At 70.4% G+C, this 25,867-nt stretch carries 19 protein-coding genes; 12 read left to right on the top strand and 7 right to left on the bottom strand.

The genetic code is table 11. The annotated features are described in order from the left end of the window. The gene (locus BLV72_RS11055; protein ID WP_093461915.1) at window positions 1–1,071 is read right to left on the bottom strand and encodes an ABC transporter permease; all 1,071 of its coding nucleotides are present in this window, start codon (window positions 1,069–1,071) and stop codon (window positions 1–3) included. 7 nt (window positions 1,072–1,078) lie between these two features. Next, on the bottom strand, window positions 1,079–2,089 hold the full coding sequence (locus tag BLV72_RS11050; RefSeq protein WP_093470295.1) for a sugar ABC transporter substrate-binding protein: 1,011 nt from the start codon (window positions 2,087–2,089) through the stop codon (window positions 1,079–1,081). A 281-nt stretch (window positions 2,090–2,370) separates the two neighbouring features. Here BLV72_RS11050 and iolC point away from each other — a divergent pair, with 281 nt between their 5' ends. The 6 genes from iolC to BLV72_RS47875 all read left to right on the top strand — a co-directional run bounded on the left by iolC (window position 2,371) and on the right by BLV72_RS47875 (window position 11,702). Continuing rightward, on the top strand, window positions 2,371–3,318 hold the full coding sequence (gene iolC / locus BLV72_RS11045; protein ID WP_093461914.1) for a 5-dehydro-2-deoxygluconokinase: 948 nt from the start codon (window positions 2,371–2,373) through the stop codon (window positions 3,316–3,318). A gap of 143 nt (window positions 3,319–3,461) precedes the next feature. Then, the gene (locus tag BLV72_RS11040; protein ID WP_093461912.1) at window positions 3,462–4,349 is read left to right on the top strand and encodes a Cgl0159 family (beta/alpha)8-fold protein; all 888 of its coding nucleotides are present in this window, start codon (window positions 3,462–3,464) and stop codon (window positions 4,347–4,349) included. 56 nt (window positions 4,350–4,405) lie between these two features. Then, the gene (gene iolB, locus BLV72_RS11035; protein ID WP_093461911.1) at window positions 4,406–5,335 is read left to right on the top strand and encodes a 5-deoxy-glucuronate isomerase; all 930 of its coding nucleotides are present in this window, start codon (window positions 4,406–4,408) and stop codon (window positions 5,333–5,335) included. Beyond that, window positions 5,332–7,218 (top strand): 3D-(3,5/4)-trihydroxycyclohexane-1,2-dione acylhydrolase (decyclizing), encoded by a 1,887-nt coding sequence (gene iolD, locus BLV72_RS11030; RefSeq protein ID WP_093461910.1) that lies wholly within the window; start codon window positions 5,332–5,334, stop codon window positions 7,216–7,218. Before iolB ends, iolD begins: the two co-directional genes overlap by 4 nt. Window positions 7,219–7,255: 37 nt before the next feature. Beyond that, window positions 7,256–8,761, top strand: coding sequence for a CoA-acylating methylmalonate-semialdehyde dehydrogenase (locus tag BLV72_RS11025; RefSeq protein ID WP_093461909.1), 1,506 nt, complete (start codon window positions 7,256–7,258; stop codon window positions 8,759–8,761). Between the two features lie 196 nt (window positions 8,762–8,957). Further along, on the top strand, window positions 8,958–11,702 hold the full coding sequence (locus tag BLV72_RS47875; RefSeq protein WP_107417391.1) for a type 1 periplasmic-binding domain-containing protein: 2,745 nt from the start codon (window positions 8,958–8,960) through the stop codon (window positions 11,700–11,702). A 35-nt stretch (window positions 11,703–11,737) separates the two neighbouring features. Here BLV72_RS47875 and BLV72_RS11015 read toward each other — a convergent pair whose 3' ends face one another. The 3 genes from BLV72_RS11015 to BLV72_RS11005 all read right to left on the bottom strand — a co-directional run bounded on the left by BLV72_RS11015 (window position 11,738) and on the right by BLV72_RS11005 (window position 14,671). Then, window positions 11,738–12,244, bottom strand: a complete 507-nt coding sequence (locus BLV72_RS11015) for a hypothetical protein (protein ID WP_167746339.1) — start codon at window positions 12,242–12,244, stop codon at window positions 11,738–11,740. 166 nt (window positions 12,245–12,410) lie between these two features. Beyond that, window positions 12,411–14,231, bottom strand: a complete 1,821-nt coding sequence (locus BLV72_RS11010; RefSeq protein WP_093461907.1) for an alpha/beta hydrolase — start codon at window positions 14,229–14,231, stop codon at window positions 12,411–12,413. Between the two features lie 8 nt (window positions 14,232–14,239). Then, on the bottom strand, window positions 14,240–14,671 hold the full coding sequence (locus BLV72_RS11005) for a hypothetical protein (protein WP_093461905.1): 432 nt from the start codon (window positions 14,669–14,671) through the stop codon (window positions 14,240–14,242). A 366-nt stretch (window positions 14,672–15,037) separates the two neighbouring features. Between BLV72_RS11005 and BLV72_RS11000 the strand changes: the two genes are divergently transcribed. From BLV72_RS11000 to BLV72_RS10990, 3 genes are all read left to right on the top strand, one after another. Continuing rightward, window positions 15,038–17,152 carry an FUSC family protein gene (locus tag BLV72_RS11000; RefSeq protein WP_093461904.1) on the top strand — a complete coding sequence of 705 codons (2,115 nt, stop codon included), beginning with the start codon at window positions 15,038–15,040 and terminating at the stop codon, window positions 17,150–17,152. 139 nt (window positions 17,153–17,291) lie between these two features. Beyond that, a complete protein-coding gene (locus tag BLV72_RS10995; protein ID WP_093461902.1) occupies window positions 17,292–18,053 on the top strand; it encodes a thioesterase II family protein in 762 nt (253 codons plus the stop codon). A 103-nt stretch (window positions 18,054–18,156) separates the two neighbouring features. Next, window positions 18,157–20,967 (top strand): helix-turn-helix transcriptional regulator, encoded by a 2,811-nt coding sequence (locus BLV72_RS10990; protein ID WP_093461901.1) that lies wholly within the window; start codon window positions 18,157–18,159, stop codon window positions 20,965–20,967. Window positions 20,968–21,000: 33 nt separating this feature from the next. Here the strand turns inward: BLV72_RS10990 and BLV72_RS10985 are convergent, their stop codons facing one another. Continuing rightward, window positions 21,001–21,642 carry a response regulator transcription factor gene (locus BLV72_RS10985; protein ID WP_093461899.1) on the bottom strand — a complete coding sequence of 214 codons (642 nt, stop codon included), beginning with the start codon at window positions 21,640–21,642 and terminating at the stop codon, window positions 21,001–21,003. Further along, window positions 21,635–22,879, bottom strand: a complete 1,245-nt coding sequence (locus tag BLV72_RS10980) for a sensor histidine kinase (protein ID WP_093461898.1) — start codon at window positions 22,877–22,879, stop codon at window positions 21,635–21,637. The genes BLV72_RS10985 and BLV72_RS10980 overlap by 8 nt, the downstream gene beginning before the upstream one ends. A gap of 191 nt (window positions 22,880–23,070) precedes the next feature. Here BLV72_RS10980 and BLV72_RS10975 point away from each other — a divergent pair, with 191 nt between their 5' ends. The 3 genes from BLV72_RS10975 (at window position 23,071) to BLV72_RS10965 (ending at window position 25,734) form a co-directional block, all read left to right on the top strand. Next, window positions 23,071–23,616 (top strand): hypothetical protein, encoded by a 546-nt coding sequence (locus BLV72_RS10975; RefSeq protein ID WP_244320725.1) that lies wholly within the window; start codon window positions 23,071–23,073, stop codon window positions 23,614–23,616. Window positions 23,617–23,692: 76 nt separating this feature from the next. After that, entirely contained in the window at window positions 23,693–24,193 is a 501-nt protein-coding gene (locus BLV72_RS10970; protein ID WP_059142150.1) for a PH domain-containing protein, read from the top strand. Beyond that, on the top strand, window positions 24,190–25,734 hold the full coding sequence (locus tag BLV72_RS10965) for a PH domain-containing protein (protein WP_093461895.1): 1,545 nt from the start codon (window positions 24,190–24,192) through the stop codon (window positions 25,732–25,734). The genes BLV72_RS10970 and BLV72_RS10965 overlap by 4 nt, the downstream gene beginning before the upstream one ends. The last annotated feature ends 133 nt before the right edge of the window (window positions 25,735–25,867 follow it).

Raw genomic sequence — 25,867 nt, 5'->3', positions numbered from 1 at the left:
TCACCTCCTGGCGGCCTGACGGCGCACCCACAGATTGACGAGGGTCGCGAGCAGCAGCATCACGCCGACGAAGAACTTGAACCAGTCGGGGTTCCAGTTGGCGTAGACGATGCCCTGGTTGACCATGCCGAAGATGAAGGCGCCGAGGACCGCGCCGATCGCCGAGCCATAGCCGCCGGTGAGCAGGCAGCCGCCGATCACGGCCGCGATGATGTAGTAGAACTCGTTGCCGACGCCCTCGCCGGCCTGCACGGTGTTGTACTCGAAGAGCAGATGCATGCCGACGAACCAGGCCGCGAAGCCCACCGTCATAAAGAGGGCGATCTTGGTGAGGTTCACCGGTACGCCCACGGCCCGTGCGCTCTCCTTCGAACCACCGGCCGCGAAGATCCAGTTGCCGAACTTGGTGCGCAGCAGCACCCAGGTGGCGATGGCGGCGAAGATCAGCCACCACAGCACGGTGATCTTCACATCGACGCCGAAGACGCCGATCTCGGAGGCGAAGAGCGACTTGGCCTGGTCGAAGCCGTCCATGTCGGTGATGGAGTCGGTGGCGACATTGTCGGTCAGCAGCTTGGTGATGGCCAGGTTGGCGCCCTGCAGCATCAGGAAGCTGGCGAGGGTGACCAGGAAGCTGGGCAGCCCGGTCTTGATCAGCAGCAGTCCGTTGATCAGCCCCACGGCGAGCGAGACCAGCAGGGCGACGATCACGCCCACCCAGACATTGGCGGTGAGCTGGAAGCTGAGCATGCTCGCGGTCAGCGCCGAGGAGGTGACCGCGACCCCGGCCGACAGGTCGAACTCGCCGCCGATCATCAGCAGGGAGACGGCGAGCGCCATGATCCCCATGGTGGACGCCTGGTAGAGGACGGTGGCGAAGGAGTCGGCCTGGCGGAAGGTGGGGGCGGCGACGAAGAAGAAGAGATAGACGCCGATGGCCGCGACCAGCGCCCCGATCTCGGGGCGGGCCAGCGCCCGCCGGGCCAGCGAGCGCTCGGCGGTGCGGCTCTTCGGCGGGGCCGCGGGGGAGGCGGGCGGTGTGGCGGCCGCCGGGGTGGCGGTATGGGTCATGGCCGGGTCACCGCGTTCCGTTCTTGGCGAACGTGGCGATGGTGTCCACGTTCTCCTTGGTGACGAACGCGGGCCCGGTCAGCACGGGCTTCTCCCCGCCGCCGCTGAAGTTGCCGTTGTTCTTGAAGAGCCACAGGGAGTCGATGGACAGATAGCCCTGGAGATAGGGCTGCTGGTCGACGGCGAACTGGACATCGCCGCTCTGGACGGCGGAGACGAGGTCCTTGTTGAGGTCGAAGGTGGCGACCTTGGCCTTTCCGCCCGCGTCCTTGGCGGACTGGACGGCGGTCAGGGCGAACGGGGCGCCCAGGGTGACGACGTAGTCGATGCTCGCATCCTGCTTGAGCTTCGCGGCGATGGTCGACTTGACGGACGGCATGTCGGTGCCGTTGACGTAGAGGGTGTCCGTCTTGCCCTTGAAGGTCTTCTTCACACCCGCGCAGCGGGCCTCGAGGGCGACATGGCCCTGTTCCTGGATCACGCAGATGTTGTGCTTGGCGCCGATCTCGTTGAGATGTTTGCCGAATGCCTGGCCCGCGATGTTCTCGTCCTGGCCGAAGTACTCCAGCAGACCCATGCTCTTCCACTGCTCGAGTCCGGCGTTGAAGGCGACGACCGGGATTCCGGCCTTCTTCGCCTTGGCTATCGCGCCCTTCATGGCGTCGGGCTTGGCGAGGGTGACGGCGATGCCGTCGACCTTCTGGTTGATCGCGTTCTGGATCAGGTTGGCCTGGTCGGCTCCGCTGGGGTTGCTGGAGTAGACGAGGTCGACATTGTCCTTGGCCGCCGCGGACTTGGCGCCCTTGCGCACGGTGTCCCAGAAGGTGTCGCCGGGGGCCGCGTGAGTGATCATCGCGATCCTCAGCCGGGGGGTGTCGGCCTTGCCGGCCGCGATGCCGGAATCGGCTTCCTGGGCCTTCTTGCCGCCCTGGCTGCTGCAGCCCGCGGCCAGGAGGACGGCGGCGGTGGCGAGTGCGGCGAGGCCCGCTCTGCGGTGTCGATTGAGTCTGAGGTCCATCCGTTCCAGCACCTCTCAAGGCAGGTCCGTCGAGTTGGCACGGCCGTGCAGAACGGGAGCCAACTCCCCGCGGCTGTCCTCTGTCAAGGCTTTGTCATGACAACATTTCATCTAGACGTAACGACGCGATAACGTCCCATGCGGGACCGAATGATGACGTCAGTATGTAAGGACAAAGCCTTGACAGTGGCTGGGGGACACGTCTAGACCTGAAGGGCCGGGGGACCTCCCGGAGTTCTGTGCACCAGACCCTGAGCTGCGTCTTTCCCGAAGGGGCAGGCATGAGTGAGCCGTACGACCTGATCACGATGGGCCGCATCGGAGTGGACCTGTATCCGCTGCAGACCGGTGTGCCACTGCCGCAGGTCGAATCGTTCGGAAAGTTTCTCGGCGGCTCGGCGACCAATGTCGCGGTCTCCGCGGCCCGCTTCGGCCGCCGCTCCGCGGTGATCAGCCGCACCGGGGCGGATCCGTTCGGCGACTACATCCACCAGGAGCTGCGGGCCTTCGGGGTGGACGACCGCTTCGTCACCCCCGTCGAGCAGTACCCCACCCCGGTCACCTTCTGCGAGATCTTCCCGCCCGACGACTTCCCGCTGTACTTCTACCGCCGCCCCAAGGCACCCGATCTGGAGATCCACTCCGATGAGCTGAACCTCGACGCCATCCGCGCCACCCGGATCTTCTGGATGACCGGCACCGGGCTCAGCGAGGAGCCCAGCCGCACCAGCACCCTCGCCGCGCTCGCCGCCCGCGCCAAGAGCGGCACCACCGTCTTCGACCTCGACTGGCGGCCGATGTTCTGGGCGGACCCGGACACCGCCCGGCCCTTCTACGCCGAGGCGCTGCGCCATGCGACCGTCGCCGTCGGCAACGTGGACGAATGCGAGATCGCCACCGGTGCGCGCGAGCCCAAGGCGTGTGCGCAGGCGCTGCTGGACGCGGGCGTGGAGCTCGCCATCGTCAAACAGGGCCCCCGCGGGGTGCTCGCCGTGCACCGCGACGGCACCACCGCGGAGGTCCCGCCCGTCCCGGTCGAGGTGGTCAACGGGCTCGGCGCGGGCGACGCGTTCGGCGGCGCCCTGTGCCATGGGCTGCTCTCCGGGTGGCCCCTGGAGCGCGTCATGCGGTACGCCAACGCGGCGGGCGCCATCGTCGCGTCCCGCCTCGCCTGCTCCTCCGCGATGCCCACGGAAGCGGAGGTCGAGGCCCTGCTGGGTGGGGGCTGACCCAGGGCCCAGCGGTAAGGCCGTTGAGCGCCCATCGTTACGGGCTGTCCCCGTGAACCGGCCGGGGGCGCCTCCCAGCGGTAGCCGGGGGAGGCTGGAGCGCCCCGGAGGCGAACCGAGCCTCGAAAAGGAGGAGCAGAATCTTGAGTATCAGCGTTTCGGACCTTGTGACGGTGCGGAGCCGCCACCCGGAGGCCATCGCCGAGGCGGCCGAGCGCCGGGTCCGCCGCCCCCTGATCGGTGACAGCGGCCGTCTGATGATCGTGGCCGCCGATCACCCGGCGCGTGGCGCCCTCGCCGTCGGTGGCCACAAGCTGGCCATGGCCAACCGGGCCGATCTGCTGGAGCGGCTGTGCCTGGCGCTGTCCCGTCCCGGGGTCGACGGGGTGCTCGCCACCGCCGACATCCTCGAGGACCTGCTGCTGCTCGGCGCCCTCGAGGGCAAGGTCGTCATGGGCTCGATGAACCGTGGCGGCCTCGCCGGGGCCTCGTTCGAGCTCGACGACCGGTTCACCGGGCACCGCCCCCAGGACCTGACCCGGCTGCGCTTCGACGCCGGCAAGCTGCTGCTGCGCATCGACTACGAGGACGCCGGTTCGCTGACCACCATGGTCAGCACGGCCCGCGCCATCGACGAGATGGCCGAGCGGCGGCTGCCCGTCTTCGTCGAGCCGTTCATCTCCCGGCGCACGGGCGGAAAGGTCGTCAACGATCTGAGCGCCGAGGCCGTCACCAAGTCCATAGCCATCGCCTCCGGCCTCGCCGGAACCTCCGCCTACACCTGGCTGAAGGTGCCGGTCACCGACGACGCCGACGAGATGGCGGCGGTGATGGAGACGAGCACCCTGCCGGCGGTGTTGCTCGGCGGCGACGTGGGCAAGTCTCCGCAGGACCAGGAGGAGGCGTACGAGAAGTGGCGCAAGGCGCTGGGTCTGCCCACCGTGCAGGGGCTGGTCGTCGGGCGCTCGCTGCTCTATCCGGCGGAGGGCAGTGTCGAGACCGCCGTGGACACCGCCGTCGGCCTGTTGTGACGCTACGAAACGTGAGCTACGAGACGTGACGCTACGGAAGGCAGAGACTTCACGCCATGACCACCACTGATCCGTTCCCCGGCTTCCATGTGCAGGCCGGCAAGGCCGCCGACGGCCCCTACGCCGTGGACATCACCCCCGAGCGGGCCGGCTGGGGCTACTCCAGCCTGCGGGTCCTCGAGCTGCCGCCCGGCGGTTCGCACTCCCTGGCCACCGGTGACAGCGAGTGGATCGTGCTGCCGCTGAGCGGCGGCTGCACCGTGATCGCCGAGGGCGAGGCCTTCGAACTGCACGGCCGGGAGAGCGTGTTCAGCGGGGTGAGCGACTTCGTCTACCTGCCGCGCGACTCCCACGCCCAGATCGCCAGCGGGGCCGGCGGCCGCTTCGCGCTCACCGGCGCCCGCTGCGAGCGGCGGCTGCCCGCGCGCTACGGACCGGCCTCCGCCGTCCCCGTCGAGCTGCGCGGCAGCGGCAACTGCTCGCGCCAGGTGAACAACTTCGGCGCGGCGGGCGTCTTCGCATGCGACAAGCTCATCGCCGTCGAGGTGCTCACCCCGGGCGGCAACTGGTCCTCGTACCCGCCGCACAAGCACGACCAGTGCCGCCCCGGCGAGGAGAGCGAGCTGGAGGAGATCTACTACTTCGAGGTCGCCGAGGCCCACGGCAACGAGGGCATCGGCTATCAGCGGGTCTCCCCGTCGGGTCACGGTCGCGGCACCGACGTCCTCGCCGAGGTCCGCTCCGGGGACACCGTGCTGATCCCCGACGGCTGGCACGGCCCCTCCATCGCCGCCCCCGGCCATGACATGTACTACCTCAACGTCATGGCGGGCCCGGAGGAGGAGCGCGCCTGGCTCATCTGCGACCACCCGGACCACGCCTGGATCCGCTCGACCTGGCCGGACCAGCCCGTCGACCCCCGGCTGCCCCTCTATCAAGCACCCGATTCCGCACCCGATTCCGCACCCGCTGGAGGCCCACGATGACCGCTTCGGCAGTGCGCCGCCTGACCGTCGCCCAGGCGCTGGTGGAGTTCCTCGCCCACCAGTACACCGAGCGCGACGGGCGGCGGCAGCGCCTGATCAACGCCACCTGGGGCATCTTCGGCCACGGCAATGTGGCCGGGCTCGGCCAGGCGCTGCTGGAGTCCGGGCCGGACACCATGCCGTATCTCCAGGGCCGTAACGAGCAGGCGATGGTGCACGCCGCGGTCGGCTACGCCCGCCAGAACAACCGGCTCGCGGCCCAGGCCGTCACCACCTCCATCGGCCCCGGCGCCACCAACCTCGTCACCGGTGCGGCACTCGCCACCGTCAACCGGCTGCCGGTGCTGCTGCTGCCCGGCGACACCTTCGCCACCCGGACCGCCGACCCGGTGCTGCAGCAGCTCGAAGTCCCGTACGCGGGCGACGTCTCGGTGAACGACGCGCTGCGCCCGGTCTCCCGCTACTTCGACCGGGTGATGCGCCCCGAGGCGCTGATCCCGGCCGCGCTGCAGGCCATGCGGGTGCTGGCCGACCCGGCCGAGACGGGCGCCGTCACCCTGGCCCTGCCGCAGGACGTCCAGGCCGAGGCGTTCGACTGGCCCGAGGAGTTCTTCGCCGACCGGGTCTGGCATGTCCGCCGCCCCGCCCCCGAGGCGGCCGAGGTGGCCGCCGCCGCGCGGACGATCCGGGCCGCCCGCCGGCCGCTGATCGTCGCGGGCGGTGGGATCCACCACAGCGAGGCCGAGGACGCCCTGCGCGCGCTTGTCGACGCGACCGGCATCCCGGTGGCCTCCACCCAGGCGGGCAAGGGCTCGCTGCGCTACGACCACCCCGCCGACATCGGCGGGATCGGCCACACCGGCACCGCCGTCGCGGACGACCTCGCCCGCGCCGCCGACCTGGTCATCGGCGTGGGCACCCGCTACAGCGACTTCACCACCGCCTCCGCGACCCTGTTCGCGGAGGCGGCCGTGCGCTTCCTCAACCTCAACATCACGCCGTTCGACGCCCACAAGCTGGGCGCCACCACCGTGGTCGCCGACGCCCGCGCCGCGCTCGAAGCGCTCACCGCCGAGCTGGCAGGCCACCGGGTGGAGGAGACGTACGAGGCCGAGTACCGCACCGGCAAGGCCGCCTGGGAGCGTCGGGTGGACGCCGCGTACGCCGCCGGGGACGAGAGCGCCCGCCCGTCCCAGACCCAGGTGCTGGGCGCGCTGGACGCGGTCGTCGGCGACGAGGACGTGGTGATCAACGCGGCGGGTTCGCTGCCGGGCGACCTCCACAAGCTGTGGCGCGCCCGCTCCCCGCGCCAGTACCACCTCGAATACGGCTACTCCTGCATGGGCTACGAGATCCCCGGCGCCATCGGCGTACGGCTCGCGGCGCCCGGCACCCCGGTGTGGGCGCTGGTCGGCGACGGTACGTATCTGATGATGCCCACCGAGATCGTCACCGCGGTCCAGGAGGGCATCAACATCAACATCGTGCTGTTCCAGAACCACGGCTATGCCTCGATCGGCGGTCTTTCGGAGACCACCGGCGCCGAGCGTTTCGGCACCGCCTACCGCTACCGGGCGGCCGACGGGCAGTACACCGGCGATCCGCTCCCGGTCGATCTGGCCGCCAACGCCGCCTCGCTGGGCATGGATGTGCTGCGTGCCGAGAGCGTGGGCGAGCTGCGCGAGGCGCTGGCCGCGGCGCGCGCCTCGGACCGGCCCACATGTGTCTATGTGGAGACCGAAACGGCCGACACAGTGTCCGGCGCACCCGAGGCACAGGCGTGGTGGGATGTGCCTGTCGCCCAGACCGCGACCCGTCCGGCCGCCGTGAAGGCCCGCGAGGACTACGACCGGCAGGCCGCCGCACGCCGCCGCCACCTCTGACGTTTCTGACGTTGTTCGAGAGAAAGGCTCCGCACCCATGAAGACCGTCAACCACTGGATCGGCGGAAAGACCGTCGAGGGCGCGACCGGCGCGTACGGCCCGGTCTACAACCCCGCCACCGGCGCTCAGGACACCCAGGTCGCCCTGGCCTCCGTGGAAGAGGTCGACGCGGCCGTGGCCGCGGCCAAGGAGGCGTTCCGCTCCTGGGGCACCGTGTCCCTGTCCAAGCGCACCGCGATCCTCTACAAGTACCGCGAGCTGCTGGACGCCCACCGCGACGAGATCGCCGAGTTGATCACCGCCGAGCACGGCAAGGTCCACTCGGACGCGCTCGGCGAGGTGGCCCGTGGTCTGGAGATCGTGGAGCTGGCCTGCGGGATCGCCGAGAAGCTGAAGGGCGAGCTGTCCACCCAGGTCTCCACCGGGGTCGATGTGTCCTCGATCCGCCAGCCGCTCGGGGTGGTCGCGGGCATCACGCCGTTCAACTTCCCGGCGATGGTGCCGATGTGGATGTTCCCGGTGGCCATCGCCTGCGGTAACACCTTCGTCCTCAAGCCCAGCGAGAAGGACCCCTCGGCCTCCCGCCGGCTGGCCGAGCTGGCCACCGAGGCAGGGCTGCCGGACGGGGTGCTCAACGTCGTCCACGGCGACAAGGTGGCCGTCGACCGGCTGCTGGAGCACCCGGACATCGCGGCCGTCAGCTTCGTCGGCTCCACGCCGATCGCCAAGTACATCCAGTCCAAGGCCATCGAGCACGGCAAGCGGGTGCAGGCGCTCGGCGGCGCCAAGAACCACATGCTGGTGCTGCCCGACGCGGACCTGGACTTCGCCGCGGACAACGCCATCAACGCGGCCTACGGCTCGGCCGGTGAGCGCTGCATGGCGGTCTCCGTCGTCGTCGCGGTCGGCGACATCGGCGACGACCTGGTGAAGAGGATCGCCGACCGGGCCGCCAAGCTGCGCATCGGCCCCGGGAACGACCCGTCCTCCGAGATGGGCCCGTTGATCACCAAGGAGCACCGCGACAAGGTCGCCGGTTATGTGCACGGGGCCGCGGCCCAGGGCGCCGAGGTGGTCGTGGACGGCACGGGGTACACGGTGGAGGGACACCCCGAATGTGCTGACGGCTTCTTCATCGGCGTCTCGCTGCTGGACAAGGTCCCGCCGACGGCCGACGCCTACCGTGACGAGATCTTCGGCCCGGTGCTGTGCGTGGTGCGCGCCGAGACCTACGACGAGGCCATCGAGCTGATCAACAGCTCCAACTGGGGCAATGGCACGGCCATCTTCACCCGCGACGGCGGCGCCGCCCGCCGCTTCCAGCTCGAGGTGGAGGCGGGCATGGTCGGCGTCAATGTGCCGATCCCGGTGCCGGTGGGCTACCACTCCTTCGGCGGCTGGAAGGACTCGCTCTTCGGCGACCACCACATCTACGGCAACGACGGGGTGCACTTCTACACCCGCGGCAAGGTCGTCACCACCCGCTGGCCGGAGCCGTCGGAGGAGGTCGGCATCAACCTCGGGTTCCCGAAGAACCACTGAGGCGTATGTGACGAACCACTGAGGTCCATACGGAGAACCACTGAGGCGTATGTGACGTGTGATTCGCACGTTTGAGTGGTTTCCCCACCCCCCTGCCGGACCCGGTCCGGCAGGGGGTTTCGCCGTCGTGGGGGACGGGGATCCCAGGCCCACGGAGAAAACGGGGGAAAACGGGGGTGGCGACGTGCCTGGGTTCATGGAGGGAGAAGGGGCCGAGGAGTTCATCGAGGCGCTCAAGGGCGCCGTGGTGCCTCGGGACCGCAAGGCCAAGGGGCGCGATCTGCTGCCACCCGTGCTGCTGCTCGCCGACGGCGAGCGGGCGGTGGCCCACGCCCATCAGGCGATGCGGGGGCTGCGCCGGATGCTCTATCCCGACGGCGCCAAGCGGGTGCCGTACGCGGCGCTCGGCCCCGATGAGATCCGCGACGCCCCCGGGCGGCGGCCGCTGACGCTCGACCTCGGCCGCGAGCTGTGCGTCGATGTGCCCCGCCGCACCGGCCGCCTGCGGCTCACCGACTTCTTCCTGACGCGGGACATCGTCGAGCAGGCGCTGGACCCGAGGGCCCCCGAGCCGGATGGCCGCGCGCTGCGCGACCACTGCTACGCCCGGCGGATCGCACGCGGACCGCTGCTGCGGGCGCTATGGACGCTCGGCGGCGAAAGCGCCGAGGGCGGCACGGCGGGCCCGGGCTGGATCGCGGAGCTGCGCCGGCTGCTGATGCGCCCCCTCTTCCAGCTCCTGCCGCGCTGGTGGTGGGGGCGGCGCCGCACCCGCCTGCTGCTGCGCTCCACCCGGCGCGGCTGGTACGCCGACTGGCGGCGCATCAGCCATGGCCGCACCGCCGAGGATTTCTTCGAGAACGCCGCGCGGCTGCTGCGCGCCGAGCGCGGACGCGACCCGGAGGCGGCGGCCGGCCGGTGGGAGGAGCTGCTGCTGCACGCGCTGCTGGCGGATCTGCGGCGCGCGGCGCTGCCGGGCCGGATCTCGCCCTGGCGGCGCCGGCGGCGCACCCGGTGTGTCTTTCTGCTGGAGCTGCCGGAGGGCGCCGCCGGTGCGGCGGCCGGGGAGCGCTTCCTGGAGCGGTACGCGGAGGCCGCCCGGGACACCCGGTGCGCGGCGGTCGTGGTGGTGGCCGTCTCCCCGGCGGGCGCGGTGGCCGTCTCCCCGGTGGACGCGGCGGGCGTGTCCCGGGCGGACGGGGCGGCCGCGTCCCCGGCGGGCGGGGCGGCCGCGGGGGAGAGCGGCGGGCTGGGCCGGGCGGCCGCCAGGCTGCGCGGCGCGAGCGGGATGCCGTCGCGGGCGCCCCGGCCACTGCGGGCCGTGCTGCCCGCGCCCGTACCGGATTCGGAGGGGCTGGACCTCGACCCCGTCTCGCCACGCACCTTCCGGCTTGGCCCGGCCGCCGAGCTGACCCTGACCGGGGCGGTGGTGGCGGCCCTGCTCAGCGCCCCGGGCGTATGGCTGCTGGACCGGGTCACGGACGAGCCGGACCGCGGCTGTCTGGGCGGGGCGGCCAGCGAGGTCGTCGCGGGCCGGCCCGAGCTGAGCGCGGACTCCCCCCGGAAGCAGTACGAGGACGCCCGGCGGTTGATCCGCGAGGAGAACGCACGGGTGGACCGCGAGGTCGGGGACGGCGACGGCACCGCCCGTACGGTGGTGCACATCGGCTCGGACGTGGCCGCCGACCCGCAGGGGCAGCGGTACAACGCGGCCGTGCCCGAGCTGCGCGGTATCGCACTGGCCCAGCGCGCGCTGAACGACGAGGCGCGCAACGACTCCCAGAAGGTGTGGCTGCGCATCGACAGCCGTAACGCGGGGGACGACTTCGCCAACGCGCCCCGTATCGCCCGCCAGGTCGCCGAGGACGCCCGGAAGAAGCGCTCCGGGATCATCGGCGTGGTGGGCTTCTCCAAGAGCCTGAAGCAGACCCAGGAGGCCGTGCGGATCCTGGGCGGTGCGCGGATCCCGGTCATCGGCACCACGGCCACGGCGGATCTGATGCAGGTGGACGGGTACTACCGCAGGGTGGCGCCCACCGACAGCCGTGAGGCCGCGATCGAGGCCGAGTTCGCCCGCCGGGGCAACATCATGGACGACGGCACCGGGAGCTGCTCCCCGGCCCGCGCCGCCGTGGTCGTCAAGGACCCCCGGGATCTGTACAGCGACGAGATAGGGACGCTGTTCGCCGGGCGGTTCGGCGCCCGGCCGTTCACCCTGGAGTACACCCCCGGCGGCCGGTCCGGCGGTGTCGCCCAGGGGCCGGGGCAGGACGGTGCAGCCCGTAAGGACAGCATCGGGGAACTGGCCGACGCGGTGTGCGAGCGGGTCATCGCCAACCCCCGGACAGTCGTCTACTGGGCCTCCCGCGCCCTCCAGTTCAGCGCGTTCCTCGACGACTTCGGGGACAACACCGCGTGCGAGGGCAGAAAGCTGACGGTGCTCGGCGGCAATGACCTCACCACCGCCGCCCTCGCCGGTGCGTACGCGGACCGGCCCTGGCTGCGGCTCTACCACACCGTCCATGTGCTGCCCGCGGGCCATCCGCGGCTGAGCGATATCGCCAAGAAGTTCAACGCCGACTACGCCAGGGACTTCGGAGCCCATGACCTGTGGCGCGACGACGGGCGGGCCGCCCTGGCGTACGACGCGATGCAGTTGATGGCCGAGGCGGCCAATCGGGCCTTCCGCAGCACGGACAACGTGGAGCGCTCCAATGTGCAGATCGGCCTCGACAACGGCATCCGGAAACAGGGCGCCAGCGGCTATCTGGACGTCGGGCGGGGCCGCTCGGTGCCCCGGGACAAGCCGCTGGTGATCCTGCACCACACCGACCGGGGCTCGGAGCCGGTGCTGTACTGCGGCGCGTTCACCCAGAATCCGGCCGGGCGGGCCACGCACTGGGGGCCGCGGGGGAAGTTCTCATGTCCCAGGGACAGTTGAGGCACCACCATTCGAGCCTCCTCCGGGGCGTCAGGCTAGGAGTGCTCGATCGTCTTTCCTTCAGGGACTCGGTAGCAGCCTGAGGTGACTTCGATGCCGATGCTCGGGGTGTCACGCTTGCTGTACCCGACGATCCAGACACTCATCTTCTTGGAGTCGTTGTCGGCGACGATATTGACGTTCTTGTTCGCGCTGTTGTCGCGGTAAGAGCTCTTGATCACCCAATCGCCCGTGCCGAGTTTCTCCTTGAGGTTCTTCATGGCGACGTCGTTGTCCGCGCCGGACATGGGCTTGAAGTTCCACGGGTGGTAGACCTGGAAGTACTTGTCCGGATCCTTGCCGGAACACGCCTTGACACCGGGCCCGGGTTGGGATGCTGTGCCGGGTACCCCGATGAAGTCGTAGATCTGGCTGGAGACCGCTTTCACGGCGGCAACCGCCTCGTCGGTACTGGCCGTGCCCGCGTGGGGAATCCCCGAGGTCGAGTCGCCCGACTCGCTGGTGTTGGTGGCGGGAGATTCCGAGGTGTCGTCGTTGGTCATGCCGCATCCACTAAGAAGAAGGCCGGTCAATAGGAGAGGGAACAGGACACTGCCCGGGCGACGCCGATGAGAGGTGGGGAGCAGTGCGCGGAGCATGCGAGTCCTTGGTGTTGTTCGGCAGGTCGGTGGTGGTCCGGTGGGTGTTTGCACGCCTGGATGGGATTCGTTACCGGGCAGCGGTGACGTCGCCGTACTCGCCGACCACGACCAGCGCTTGGTTCTTCAGCGCGGTCGTGCCCTTGTTCCAGTACTCACTGTGGCCTTCCGATCCCGTGGTCGCTTGGGGGCCACTGCCCTCAGCGTGCGTGTTCATCTGGTGGGCGCCGAAGGCATCGTCGCTGGGGATGAGGAATACGCCGCCGCCCATCTTCCACTGACTGCCGCCGTGACCCCAGCGGCCGATGTCCGGGACTTTGTCCCCGTCTGCTTCCTCGTTCCACACGTGCCCCTTCGGAGCGTCCATCTCATCGGCCGAACCCACCTTTACCCCCGGGCTCCCGGCGAAGATCACATCATCCGCGTTGAGGTCGCCTGTCTGGGCCGCCGCTCCGATGAGGGTGGTGCCGTAGGAGTGCCCGATGGCCGTGCGGTGCGGCTCGCCGGAACCACTGTACGAGGCGTCGAGACCGTCCATGAACTTCCGGTAAGCGGGCGCTCCGTCATAGGCGTAGTGCTCGAACGGGGCGTCTTTGACGATGCTCTGCGGGGCGTCGTAGCCGAGCCAGGTGATGGTCGACACAGACGCATCCGGTGTCGCCTGCTGTGTCTGGCGCCACAGCTCGGTCATCCGGTCGACGTTGCCCTCGATGCTGCTCAGGTTCGACGTCGTGCCGGGCACGTACACGGCCTGGTGCCGAGCGGTGTCCGGGTTGCCGTTGGCCACGATGGCCCGTCCGTTGCCCTCCGGACTGAAGCCGAGCAGATACGCCTCGGGCAAGCCGCCCTCGCCGGTCTGGTCGAACCGGGTCTGGATGGCGTTCATGCCCTTGAGGGATGACTCCAGGTGCCGGTACTGGTCGCCGTACTTCTTTTCCCACTCCATCCACTCGTCGGTGTGGACCTTGGAGGGGTACATCCCGGAGGTGATCCACGTCCACTCGTTCGCGGGCGGCTTGGGGATCCCATTCAGCTCCGTCTGGTACTGGCCCCGCTTCTCGTCGAGGACGATACGGTTGGCCTCGTCCCGAGCCGTGGCGGGCAGGCCATCGAGCCCGCCGACGGTGTTCGGCTGGAGCGCGGTCCAGGCCGCCCGCTGTTCGGGGTCGAGCCCCTTCCACCAGTCCGCGTTGGCCTTTGGGCTGCCCTCCTTCGGGGGCTGCGGCAGGGAGTCCAGATAGTCCTTGCCCGCCCTGCGGACGCCCTCCGTGTCCTTCCCCGCGTCCGCCCAGTCTCCGGCGGACACGACCAGGTCGTCGTCCGCCTTGAGCTTGCGCAGCTGCGGCGCCCACTTCTGGTCCGCGTCTGTGGCCTCCTTCAGGGCCTCCGCGATGCGGTTGGCGATGCCCTGGGCTATCGCGTAGTTCGGGTTCGGGTCGAAGTTGCCCGCCTGGCGCTGGATCGCCCGGACCTGCTCGGACAGGCTGCCGCTGGCCGAACCGGGCTGCGGCGGGGAACCGCCCGGGTTCTCACCGGCCGCCGGATAGGCCACCGAGCCATCGGCGTCCACCGTGAATTTGTGCTCGGCCGCCTCCGACAGCGCCCGCTTCAGTTTGTCCTGCGCCGGGCGCATGTCCGCCGCGAAGGCGTTCAGGGCTGTGCCGACCAGGCCGCACTCGACCTGCACGTAATGGAAGTCCTTCGCCACCTCGCGCAGTTGGACGACCGCGGCATCGACCGCCTCACCCTTCAGCGCCTCCCGCATCTGGGTGGTGATCCGCTGCTCCAGCGCGTCCTTTGCCTGGCTCGCCATGTCGCTGACCGAGCGGTAGCCGGTCGCCGCTTCCTCGAACTCGTGCAGCTTGAGCGTCTTCAGCGCCTCGATGTCCATGGCTCAGGTCACTTTCCCTCGCCGCCGACGGCCGGGGTGTCGCGGTACTGCTTCCCCATCTCCACGAAAAGGCTCTTGACGTTCTCGTCGGTGAGGAGCAGGTCCTTGCCCGCCCGCTCCAGGTTGCCCTGCAGCGTGGTGCACCGCCCGGACAGCTTGTCCAGGTACGTCTTCCAGCTCTGGTAGATCTCGGACTGTGCCGCCGCGGTCTCCACCTCTCCGCCGGTGGCCAGACCGTGCTGGCCGGTTTCGAGGGAGGTCAGCACCTTCTTCGCGTTGCTGCTAAGGCCCCCGACGGCGCTGCCCGCCGCCGTCCACGCGGCCTTGCTGGACTTCACGCCCCCCTCGCCGCCGCCGTCCCCGGCGCTCGCCAGCCGCATCCCGGGCCCGCCCGCAGCGGCGCCCTTGAGACGCGCCCACTCCTCCTCGAACGAACCCATTGTCCCCCTCCGTTACGCTTGAGCCGCGCATGACCCGTATCAGCCGCTGCCAGGCTAGAGGGAACAATACGGCGGCTCGTGAGTACACGTACTCAGAAGCCGGGCCGCGTTTCCAGACCCCGGCTCGTCGTGGTCCAAAGATGAAGGACCAGCCGTCCGCCTGGGCCGCCGTGGGGTCCTCGGCGATGTCGTTCGGGGCATCGCCGCACTTGCCGCGGCGGCGCATCGGCAGATTGACCCGTTGCGGAAGGGCCGGCTCTCGGCAGGTGAGGGGGCGGTATGGATGTGGTGGGGTCTCCGGAGGCGGCGCTCGGGGACCGGAACGGTTGGTTCAGTTCTCCCGGGGCCACCCCGTAGTCTCGCCGTATGACCTGGTCGCACGCGTTGAAGGAGACCGCTCGGACCGGCCTTGCGATCGAGCGCACGAGGACGGAGCCGCTGGTCGCGCTCCGCGGTGCGTGCGGGGTCGCGCTCGTCGTCGGGATGGCGCTGTGGCTCGGCTCGCCGACGCTCGCCGTCTCGGCGGCCTTCGGCGCCTTCTCCGCCGGGATCGCCACCTTCCAGCGCAGTTGGCGCCCCCGCCCCTGGCTGGCGCTGGCCGCCGCGACCGGTCTCGCGGTGAGCACCTTCTTCGGCTATCTGGCCGCCACCCACACTTTCACCTTCGTCATCATGCTCGCCGTCTGGACGCTGATGACGGGCATGTCGTGGGCGGTTGGCCCGGTCTCCGGGCTGGTCTCGACCCAGATGGTGGCCGTCATGCTGATCACGGTCACCCTCCCGACCTCGACCCTGGGCGCCCTGGGGCACGCCCTGCTGGTCGGGCTCGGCGGCGTGGTGCAGGCCGCGCTGATCGTGCTCTTTCCGGTCCGCCCGTGGGGCGTGCAGCGCGACGCCCTCGCGGACGCGCTCGCCGCCGTCGCGGACTACGCCCGCAAGCTGCGCTACGAGCCGGTGGCGCACTTCGACCCCAAGCCGCTGATGGAGGCCCGCAGCGCCGCCGCCCTCACTCCGCGTCAGGCCCGGCGGCGGCCTCGGCAGCTGCGTGGCTACCGGCTGCTGGCCGAGCGGATCCGCCCGGTGCTCGCCTCGCTCGCCGACCCGGTGGTCGGCGCCCCCGAGGAGGGGCCCGAGCGCGACCGGGTGCGGGAACTGCTGGCCGCCACGGGCACCGTGCTGGACGCGGTGGCCCACGCCATCCGCCACGGCACATCGGTGCGGGTGCCCTCCGAGGCCATGTCCGTCCTGCGGATGCCGGAGGACGGGCCGAAGCTGAGCGGTGCCGCCCGCCGTGCCGCGCTGCGGCTCTTCTCGCTGGTGGCGGACGTGGTGGAGGCGTCCGATGAGCCGGTGGAGGAAGTGTCCCCCGAAGGCCGCACGGTCCACCGCTTCCGGCCCCGCCCCGGTATCACGGGCGCCGTGGCCATGGCGCTGCGCGCCATCCGCCGGGAGGCCCGCTGGTCCTCGCCGGTGCTGCGCCACGCGGTGCGCCTGTGCGCGGTCGACGTCAGCGGCTATCTGCTGAGCACGGCCCTGCCGCTGGGGCACTCCTACTGGGCCCCCCTGACCTCCACGATGGTGCTGCGGCCGGACTTCGCCCAGACGTACTCCCGCGGCGTCGCCCGCTTCCTGGGCACCCTGGCGGGTGTGCTGGTCGGCGGCGGGGTGGTGGCACTGGTCCACCCCGGCTCCTATCTGAGCGCCGGGCTGGCCGTGGTGTGCGTCCTGGCGATGTACCTGTTGCTGCGCACCGGTTTCATCGTGACCTCCGCGTGCGTGAGCGCGTATGTCGTCTTCCTGCTCAGCATCGCGGGCGAGGCATGGGGGCAGACCGTGCAGGCGCGGGTGGCGCTGACCCTGCTCGGCGGGGTGCTGGCGATGGTGGCGTACGCGGTCTTCCCCGCCTGGGAGACACCGCGGCTGCGGGACCGGCTCGCGGACTGGCTGGCCGCGAACGGCTCCTTCGCCACCGCCGTCTTCGACGCCTACGCCCGCCCCGCCGACCGCCGCCCCCGCCAGGTGCGGGACGCCCTGCTGGACGCCCGCGCGGCGCGGGCGGCCTGGGAGCAGAGCGAGGCACAGGCCCACCGGGAACCGGTGCGCCACCGTGGACTGTCGCGGCGCGCGGCGCGGGCGGCGCAGACGGCGCTGTCCACGATGGGACGAGTCGTCATGCTGCTGGAAGCGCATCTGCCGGAACGCGACGCGGCGCCGTCCGAAGGGGCCGGGGACTTCGCCGAGGCACTGCGGCAGGCGATGCCGAAGGCGGTCGAGGCGGTACGGGAGCGGCGGCCGCTGAACTGGGAGGCGGTGCACCAGTCGCTGGAGCGGTGGCGGCAGAAGGCGGGGGACCGCCCGGGGGTGGCGCTGCGCGACGCCGAGCAACTCGTGCACGCCCTGGACGATCTGGCGGAGGCGCTCACCAGGAGTGGGCGACAGTCACGCACGCCCCGGGGTCCCAGTCAAGGAGAATCCCCCTAGACTAGGGGTGCCCCCTACATCAATGGGCGTGTTAATCATGAAGGGGCAGTGCTGTGCCGAGGTGCCCTGGACGCACGCCCGGTAGGCTCTGCCGTCTGCCCGCACGGATTGCCTGACGAGTGAAAGAACTTCCCTACGCATGGGTGCACAGCGAGACGACAGCGTCTGGATACGACGATTCCATCCGGCGCCCGAGAGTCGCGCCCGTCTGATCTGTCTGCCGCACGCCGGTGGTTCGGCGTCGTTCTTCTTCCCGATGTCCCAAACGCTTTCGTCGTCCGCGGATGTCCTGTGCGTGCAGTATCCGGGGCGTCAGGACCGGCGGCAGGACCCGCTGATCGAGAACATCGGTGAGTACGCGGACGCCATCGCCGCGGAGTTGAAGCCGTGGCTCGATCTCCCGGTCGTCTTCTTCGGGCACAGCATGGGCGCCGTTCTCGCGTTCGAGGTGACCCGGCGACTGGAGGAGGCCGACGCGGAGTTCTCCGCGCTCGCCCTCTTCGCCTCGGGGCGCCGGGCGCCGTCCCGTTACCGCGATGAGAATGTGCACCGGCGCGATGACGACGGCGTCGTACGCGAGATGAAGCTGCTGAGCGGCACCGATTCGCGCGTCCTCGGAAATGAGGAGATTCTGCGCATGGCGATGCCGGCGATCCGCGGTGACTACAAGGCGATCGAGACCTACCGCTCCGCGCCCGGCGCCGCCGTCCGCTCGCCGATCACCGTGCTGACCGGCGACAACGACCCCAGGACCAGCCTCGAAGAGGCGGAGGCATGGCGGTCGCACACCACCGGCGCGTTCGACATCCGGGTGTTCCCGGGAGGTCACTTCTTCTTGGCCGGGCATCAAGAGCCGATTATGAGTCTCGTCGCGGAGAAGCTCTCGGGGTCGAGACCCTGACCCGGGCGCTTCAGCAACCTGGCCGACGCACTGGAAAACACCACTCGTCACGCTTGTTGCCCCCGGCGGTCCGTTGGGGGTATCAGGTGGCGTTCATCGGGGGATGAATTCTTTGCCTGCGAACCTCTTCGAATGGGAGAACCACCTCTCCGCCCTGCGTGAAATGCTGCGCGGCGCGACACAGGGCAGAGGTCGGCTGGCTCTGGTCAGCGGCGCGGTGGCCAGCGGGAAGACCACGCTGCTGAACACCTTTGCCGAACAGGCCATCGAAAGCGGTGCGTTGCTCCTGGAAGCGACCGGTTCGAGAGCCGAGAGAGATCTCCCGTTCGGGATTATCCGGAAGATTTTCGACAACGGCGCGATGCCCTCCGATGTGCGATCCGAAGTGACCGCGCTGCTTGACGGAAACGGGCTGGAAAGCACCGCCGCGGGACGCATGCACGTGATGTCCCAGATTTCCTCGGTACTGCTGCGGATGGTCGACGATCGCACTCTTGTCGTCCTCGTCGACGATGTGCACTGCGGCGACGATCAGTCCCTGCAATTCCTGCTCCACCTGGCCCGCCGGGTGCGTCAGGCGAAGGTTCTCATCGTCCTCACCGAATCCCCTCGGCTTCGTCAGGAACAGTTCACCTTCCACGCCGAACTGCTCCGCCAGCCCAACTGCGTCCGCGTGCGGCTGCACATGCTCACCGAAGCGGGCGTCGCCGAGGCGCTGTCCGGCTCCCTGTCCGCCACCGTCGCCGCCCGCCTCGCCCCCGAGTGCCACCGCGTCTCCGGTGGCAACCCGATGCTGCTGCGCGCCCTGCTGGAGGACTGGCGGACCGTCGGTGAGCACGGAGAGGCCCAGCAGCGCCCCGCGCCCGGCGAGGCGTTCGCCCACGCCGTCCTCGGCTGTCTGCACCGCGGCGAGCCCGAGGTGCTGGAGGTCGCCCGCGGGGTCGCCGTCCTCGGCGACGCCCGCTCGCCGCGGCTGCTCGGCCAGCTCCTCGACCTGAGCGTCAACACGGTCCAGCAGGCCGTCCAGGACCTGCACCAGTGCGCCATCCTGGAACACAACGCCTTCCGCGACGAAGTGGCCCGTACCGCGGTGCTCGACGCGACCCCCGCGACCGCCCGTGACGCCCTGCACGCCCGCGCCGCCCGGCTGCTGCACGCCGACGGCGCCTCCGCCCTCGACGTCGCCCGCCAACTGGTCTGCACCCGGCAGGACGCCGAGCGCTGGACCGTCCCCGTCCTGCGCGAGGCCGCCGAATTCGCCCTGGTGGAAGAGGAGTTGGAGTTCGCGCTCCGCTGCCTGGAACACGCCCACCACGCCTGCGGGCCCGGCCCCGAGCGCACCGCGCTCAAGGCCCGGCTGGTCAGCATCGCCTGGCGGACCGGTCCGGCCGCCGCCGAGAGCCATCTGCCGGAGCTCCTCGCGGACGCCGAGCGGGGCCGGCTCGCGCCGCGCGACGTCGCCCCGATCACCTCCTGCCTCGTCTGGTCCGGGCGGCTGGACGCGGCGGCCGACGCCGTCGCCGCGCTGGCCCGCTCGGCCGGCACCAACGACGACCCCGCGATGACCGCCGCCGTCTCCGCCTCCGCCCAGTGGCTGACGATGCTCAGCCCCCCGCTGCGCGACCGCCTCCCCACCGTCGGGACCGGTGTCACGGCGGCCACCGGCGCCCCCCGCGACATGGCCTACCTGGCCTACGCCCACGCCGCCGCCACCATGTCCGCCGCGCTCACCGAGGGCCAGGCCGACCGGGCCGTCATCGAGGCCGAGCGGGTCCTGCAGCGCCACCACCTGAGCGACAGCACCCTCCAGCCGCTGGTCGTCGCGCTGCTGGCGCTGGTCCTGGCGGGCCGGCTCGACCTCGCCCTGTCCTGGTGCGAGCGGCTGCTGGGCGAATGCTCCGCCCGCCGCGTCCCCACCTGGCAGGCGCTGCTGTCCGCCGTACGGGCCGAGATAGCGCTGCGCCAGGGCGATCTGCAGGTCGCCGCGCACCAGGCGCGCAGCGCGATGTCACGGATCTCGGTCCAGGGCTGGGGCGTGGGCATCGGGCTGCTGCTGTCCACCCTGATCCAGGCCGAGACCGGCATGGGCCACTACGACGAGGCCATGGCGCTGCTCGAACAGCCGCTGCCCGACGAGCTCTTCCAGACCCTCCCCGGGCTGCTCTACCTGCGGGCCAGGGGCCGCTGCCATCTGGCCACCGGCCGCTACCACGCCGCGCTCGGCGACTTCACGGCCGCCGGTGAGCTGATGGACGCCTGGCGGATGGACATGCCCCTGCTGACCCCCTGGCGGGTGGACGCCGCCGAGACCTGGCTGGCCCTCGGCGACCCCAAGCGCGCCCGCGCGCTGGCCGAGGAGCAGCTGCGGCTGGGCCCGGAGGACCCCCGGCTGCGCGGCGCCCTGCTGGTCGTCCTGGCCCGCACCGACGAGCTCAAGCGCCGGGTGCCCCGGCTCAAGGAGGCCGTCGAGATCCTGGAGGGCGGCGACGACCGCATCCAGCTCGCCATCGCCCTCGGTGAACTCGGCCGCGCCTACCGCTCGCTGGGCGACTTCAACCGGGGCCGGGTGTTCGTCCGCAAGGCGTGGCATGTGGCCAAGACCTGCGGCGCCGATCCGCTGTGCCGTGAGCTGATGCCCCGCCACGCGGACGCCGGGGAGTTCGCGGCGGCCGCCGCCCAGCCGGGCCAGGGCGCCGAGCAGCAGCGCGATGTGGAGGCGCTGACCGAGGCGGAGGTGCGGATCGCGGTGCTGGCCGCGCACGGCAACACCAACCGGGAGATCGCCTCCAAGCTGTTCGTCACCGTCAGCACCGTGGAGCAGCACCTGACCCGCATCTACCGCAAGCTGAACGTCAAGCGCCGCCGTGACCTGCCCGCGAAGCTCTCGGACAGCAGCCTGACGGGGACGGTGTAGAGCGGGCCGGCGCGGTCGTAAACCACGGCCGCGCTAGCTCAGCAACCCGTGCTCCATGGCCTTCATCACCGCGGCCGTGCGGTCGGAGACGCCGAGCTTCCGATACGAGCGCAGCAGATGCGTCTTGACCGTGGCCTCGCTGACGAACAGCTCGGCGCCGATCTCGGCGTTGGTCAGCCCCCGGCCGACCAGCCGCAGCACCTCGCGCTCACGGCCGGAGAGCGGGGACGGCTCGACCGTCCGGGAGCGGAAGAGCTTGCCCGCCAGGGACGGGGTGAGCACCGTCTCGCCACGTGCCGCGGTCTGCACCGCGTCGATCAGCTCCTGGCGTGAACTGCCCTTCAGCAGATAGCCCGCGGCGCCCGCCTCCACCGCGCGCAGGATGTCGGAGTCGTCCTCGTACGTGGTCACGATGACCACCTTGCAGCCCGGCACCTGCCGCAGGATCTGCCCGGTGGCCTCGACCCCGTCCATCCCGCCCATACGCAGATCCAGCAGGGTGATGTCCGGCCGCAGCGCGACCGCCTGGACCACCGCCTCCTCGCCGGAACCGGCCTGCCCGACCACCGTGATCCCCTCGGCGGACTCCAGCATGGCGCTCAGCCCCTCCCGCACCACGGGATGGTCATCGGCCAGCAGCACCCTGATCGGATTGCCCGGCGTACCCTCAGCCACGCGACTCCTCCCCGGTCAGCGCCGTCACCGGCACGCTCACCTCCACGGTGGTGCCCCGTCCGGGGCTGCTGGTGACGGACGCCACCCCGTCGATCTCCTCCACCCGGGCCTGCATCCCGCGCAGCCCGTAGCCTTCCTGGGTGCCGTCCGGGGTGAAACCCTCGCCGTCGTCACGGACCAGCAGCCGGACGCCGCCCTGGTCGAAGACCACGATCACATCCACCGTACGGGCCTGTTTGGCGTGTTTGCGCACATTGGCGATGGCCTCCTGCACCGTACGCAGCAGCACCACGCTCACCGCCATCGGCAGCGGCTTCTCCTCGCCCATCACCGAACACCGCACCTCCAGGCCGGTCTCGGCGATCAGCCCCTCGGCCTGCCGGCGCACCGCCTGGGAGAGCGAACCGCCGCGCAGCGCGGGCGGGGTGAGGGCGGCCACGAAGTCACGGGCCTCGGCGAGCGACTCCTTGGCCACCCGCCCGGCCAGCGACAGATGGTTCACCGCCTGGTCCGGGGCGTCGCGCACCTCCGACTCGGCCGCCTGCACCAGGCTGATGATGCTGGTCAGGCCCTGTGCCAGGGTGTCGTGGATCTCCCGGGCCAGCCGCTCGCGTTCGGCCGAGATCCCGGCCTCGTGGGAGAGCCGCGCCACCCGCTCCCGGCTGCGCTGCAACTCCTCGATGAGCTGCCCGCGCCCCTTGCTCTGCCGCACCACCCGCTTGATCCACAGCCCCAGCAGCATCGACAGCGCGATGCTGAGCAGCGAGATGGGCAGGACGCCCAGAACGCTCAGCCCCAGGTCCTCACCGATGAACGCCACCACCAGCACGGGGCAGAGATTGGCCACCATGGCCAGCACCACCGCCGAGACCATCGGCAGGCTCATGATCAGCATCGGGATGACGGCGAACAGCGCGAACGCGCCGACGAGGTTGAACGCCGTGGTGATACAGAACAGCGTCACCAGACCCGCCGCGAACACCAGGTTCCGCGGGCCGTAGGTGTCCTCGATCATCAGCGGCCGGCCGACCGCCGCGTACCACGGCACGCACAGCGTCAGCGCGGCGATCGGGATGGAGTGACTGGCCTGGGAGCCACTGGAGAGGAAGAGCAGGATCGCGGTGACGAGATAGGAGACGGCGAAGAAGCCGTCCCACAGGCCGAACCAGCGGGTGCCGGACTCGGGACCGTAGTACGCCCCGGTCTGCGAGCCCTCCCCCGGAGAGTGATTGCGCACGGGCTCAGTACTACCACGCGTGTCCACCGTGTCCACCGGACGGTTGACAGCCAGAACCCACCGTTCAGTCGTCTCGCGGCGGCCGGTCCGCTTCTAGCGTTGAGCCAGGTGGGACGGAGCGTCGTCACACCGCCTGCACATCACCCTTTTTGGCTTGGAGAACGTCCCGTATGCCACAGATGAGCCAGTTCATGTCCGCACTGATCGCCAGTGGCACGATCCTGATCATCATCCTGGCGACCGACATCGGCCGCCGCCGCATCACCACGATGCGGATGGTGCGCTCGGTCATCGCCGTGGCCATCGTCATCGCGATCTTCGTCGAGTCCTTCCCCACCAAGGGCAACGACCTCTCCCTGCAGCTCGTGGGCGTCGGCACCGGTGTCATCTGCGGTCTGATCGCCGGAGTGCTGCTGCCCGCCTACAAGGACGCCACGTCCGGTGACCTCTACACCATCGGTGGCATCGGCTACGCCCTGGTGTGGATCGTCCTCTCCGGCGGACGCATCCTCTTCGCCTACGGCGCCGAGCACTGGTTCACCATGGACCTGGTCAAGTTCTCCATCGACTACAAGATCAGCGGTCAGGACACCTACGCCAACGCCTTCGTGTTCATGTCGCTGGCCATGGTGCTGACCCGAACCGCCGTGCTGCTGGCCAAGATGCGCAAGCTGAAGGGCCAGGACATCGCGAGCGGTCAGCTGCCGCAGCAGACCACCACCGGTGCGTCGGTCTGAACCGCCTGATTTCATAGTCCACCAACCCCGCCGGGCCCGCCCCGGCACCCGTCAGACGCAAGAGCAGGGTGAAGCAGTGGAACGCCATGACAACCTGAGGCTCCGACCGCCTCGGCACCGGGTCGACCGCCGTGCGATCGGCTGGTGGACCGTGCAGTCCGCGGTCTTCGCCCTGCCTCTGCCGCTCGTCTTCGGGATCCTGTGGGCCTCCATCCCCCCCACGCGTGAGTTCTTCATGTGGGCCACGCTGATCTCGCTGGTCCCCGGGCTGCTCTACATGGCCGTCATGCCGGCCTGGCGCTACCGGGTCCACCGCTGGGAGGCCACCAACGAGGCGGTCTACGCGGCCTCCGGCTGGCTCTGGCAGCAGTGGCGGGTCGTTCCGCTCTCCCGGGTCCAGACCGTGGACACCCTGCGCGGCCCGATCCAGCAGATGTTCGGGCTCTCCGGCGTCACCGTGACCACGGCCTCCGCCGCGGGCGCGGTGAAGATCAAGGGCATCGATCAGAAGATGGCGTCGGACCTGGTCGAGTACCTGGCCAAGTCCACCCAGGCCGTCCCGGGAGACGCCACATGACGTCGGACACCAGCGTGCGGCCGCCCTCCCGCGCGGCCGGCGAGGACTGGGGGCGGCTCAACAGCCGGCTGCTCCTGGTCAACCTGTCCATCCTGGCCGCACCGGTGGCCATGTTCCTGGCCAGCCTCGCGGTCACCGGCGGCGACACCAACCTCCAGGTCATCATCACCCTCGGCTCGCTGTTCGTGACCTTCCTGGTCATCAGCGGCATCGGGCTGATGCGGCTGTTCACCACCCGCTACCGGCTCACCGAGGACCGCTTCGAGCTCCACACCGGTCTGCTCTTCCGCAGCGAGCGCTCGGTCCCGATCGGCCGCATCCGCGGTGTCGACCTCACCGCCAACCCGGTCCACCGGATCTTCGGCCTCACCACCCTGCGCATCGACAGCGGGGACCAGAGCGACGCCGCCGCGCGCAGGCTCGCCCTCGACGGCATCACCAAGGCCGAGGCCCTGGAACTGCGCAGCCGGATCATCGCCCTGCGCGACGCCGGTCAGGCCCGGCCGGTGGACAGCGACGGGGTGCTCAGCCGGCTGGACTGGTCCTGGCTGCGCTACGGCCCGCTGACCCTCTGGGGCGTGGGCGGTGTCTTCATCGCCGCCGCCAGTGCCTACCGCACCCTGAGCGAACTCCAGGTCAACCCGCTCGACCTCGGCATCATCAAGGACCTCGAGAACCGGTTTGGCACCATTCCGCTCTGGTACGGAGCCCTGCTGGCCGCCGTCCTCATCGTCGTCCTCGGCATGATCGGCTCCACCGCCACCTTCATCGAGAACTGGGCCGGTTACGAACTGCGCCGCGAGGACGGCGGAATCCTCCGCATCCGCCGCGGACTGCTGGCCACCCGCTCCGTGAGCATCGAGGAACGCCATCTGCGCGGCCTCGAACTCGTCGAGCCCATCCCGCTGCGCTGGGCCAAGGGCGCCAAACTCAACGCCGTCGCCAGCGGCCTGGGCAACCAGGAGGACAACCGCAGGCGCCGCGCCCTGACCCCGCCCACCCCGCGCGGCGAGGCCCTGCGGGTCGCCGCCGAGGCGCTGCCGACCGGCCCCGGTCTGATCGAGCGCAAGGGCCTCCTCCCGCACCCCAGGGAGGCCCTGCGGCGGCGGATCAACCGCGCCCTGATCTGGTCGGTCCTGATCGCGGCCGTCCCGGTGGGCCTGGGCCTGTGGCTCGGCTCCTGGCTCGTCATCACCGGCGTGATCACCGGTGTGGTGCTGGTGCCGGTCCTGGTGGCGTTCGCCTTCAACGCCTACCACAGCCTCGGCCACCTCCTGCGCGGCCGCTTCCTGGTGATGTGCTCCGGGGCGTTCGCCCGCCGCACCGTCGCCCATCAGCGTGAGGCGATCATCGGCTGGAAGTTCTCCCGGACGCCGTTCCAGCGCCGGGTCGGGCTGATCACCCTCGGCGCCACCACCGCCGCCGGTGAAGGCGTCTACCACGTGTACGACCTGACCGAAGGCCAGGGAATCGCCCTCGCGGAGACCGCGGTACCGGGGCTGCTCGCTCCGTTCATCGAGAGAGCCCCCGACCGCGGCTGACACCACCCCAAGACCAACTGGCGATCCCCCGAGAGGTGGAGGGGCGGACCGAAAGGCCGCCCCTCCACCTCTGAACCCCTCCGCCTCCGAAAAACTGAATACTGGGCGCATTATTTGCTCGAGATCCTTGTCG

The sequence above is a fragment of the Streptomyces melanosporofaciens genome, from assembly GCF_900105695.1.
GTDB classification, from domain to species: domain Bacteria; phylum Actinomycetota; class Actinomycetes; order Streptomycetales; family Streptomycetaceae; genus Streptomyces; species Streptomyces antimycoticus.
The sequence above is the reverse complement of the archived record's forward strand: the minus strand, read 5'-3'. Positions and strand labels throughout refer to the sequence as shown.

Excerpts from the sequence above, each read along its gene's own strand:
- BLV72_RS47875 (WP_107417391.1), top strand. The coding sequence starts at position 8,958 with ATGGAGGGAGAAGGGGCCGAGGAGTTCATCGAGGCGCTCAAGGGCGCC.
- BLV72_RS11010 (WP_093461907.1), bottom strand. The coding sequence starts at position 14,231 with ATGGACATCGAGGCGCTGAAGACGCTCAAGCTGCACGAGTTCGAGGAA.
- BLV72_RS11000 (WP_093461904.1), top strand. The coding sequence starts at position 15,038 with ATGACCTGGTCGCACGCGTTGAAGGAGACCGCTCGGACCGGCCTTGCG.
- BLV72_RS11015 (WP_167746339.1), bottom strand. The coding sequence starts at position 12,244 with ATGACCAACGACGACACCTCGGAATCTCCCGCCACCAACACCAGCGAG.
- BLV72_RS11055 (WP_093461915.1), bottom strand. The coding sequence starts at position 1,071 with ATGACCCATACCGCCACCCCGGCGGCCGCCACACCGCCCGCCTCCCCC.
- BLV72_RS10995 (WP_093461902.1), top strand. The coding sequence starts at position 17,292 with ATGGGTGCACAGCGAGACGACAGCGTCTGGATACGACGATTCCATCCG.
- BLV72_RS10990 (WP_093461901.1), top strand. The coding sequence starts at position 18,157 with ATGAATTCTTTGCCTGCGAACCTCTTCGAATGGGAGAACCACCTCTCC.
- iolC (WP_093461914.1), top strand. The coding sequence starts at position 2,371 with ATGAGTGAGCCGTACGACCTGATCACGATGGGCCGCATCGGAGTGGAC.
- BLV72_RS11025 (WP_093461909.1), top strand. The coding sequence starts at position 7,256 with ATGAAGACCGTCAACCACTGGATCGGCGGAAAGACCGTCGAGGGCGCG.
- BLV72_RS11050 (WP_093470295.1), bottom strand. The coding sequence starts at position 2,089 with ATGGACCTCAGACTCAATCGACACCGCAGAGCGGGCCTCGCCGCACTC.
- BLV72_RS10965 (WP_093461895.1), top strand. The coding sequence starts at position 24,190 with ATGACGTCGGACACCAGCGTGCGGCCGCCCTCCCGCGCGGCCGGCGAG.
- BLV72_RS10975 (WP_244320725.1), top strand. The coding sequence starts at position 23,071 with ATGTCCGCACTGATCGCCAGTGGCACGATCCTGATCATCATCCTGGCG.
- iolD (WP_093461910.1), top strand. The coding sequence starts at position 5,332 with ATGACCGCTTCGGCAGTGCGCCGCCTGACCGTCGCCCAGGCGCTGGTG.
- iolB (WP_093461911.1), top strand. The coding sequence starts at position 4,406 with ATGACCACCACTGATCCGTTCCCCGGCTTCCATGTGCAGGCCGGCAAG.
- BLV72_RS11005 (WP_093461905.1), bottom strand. The coding sequence starts at position 14,671 with ATGGGTTCGTTCGAGGAGGAGTGGGCGCGTCTCAAGGGCGCCGCTGCG.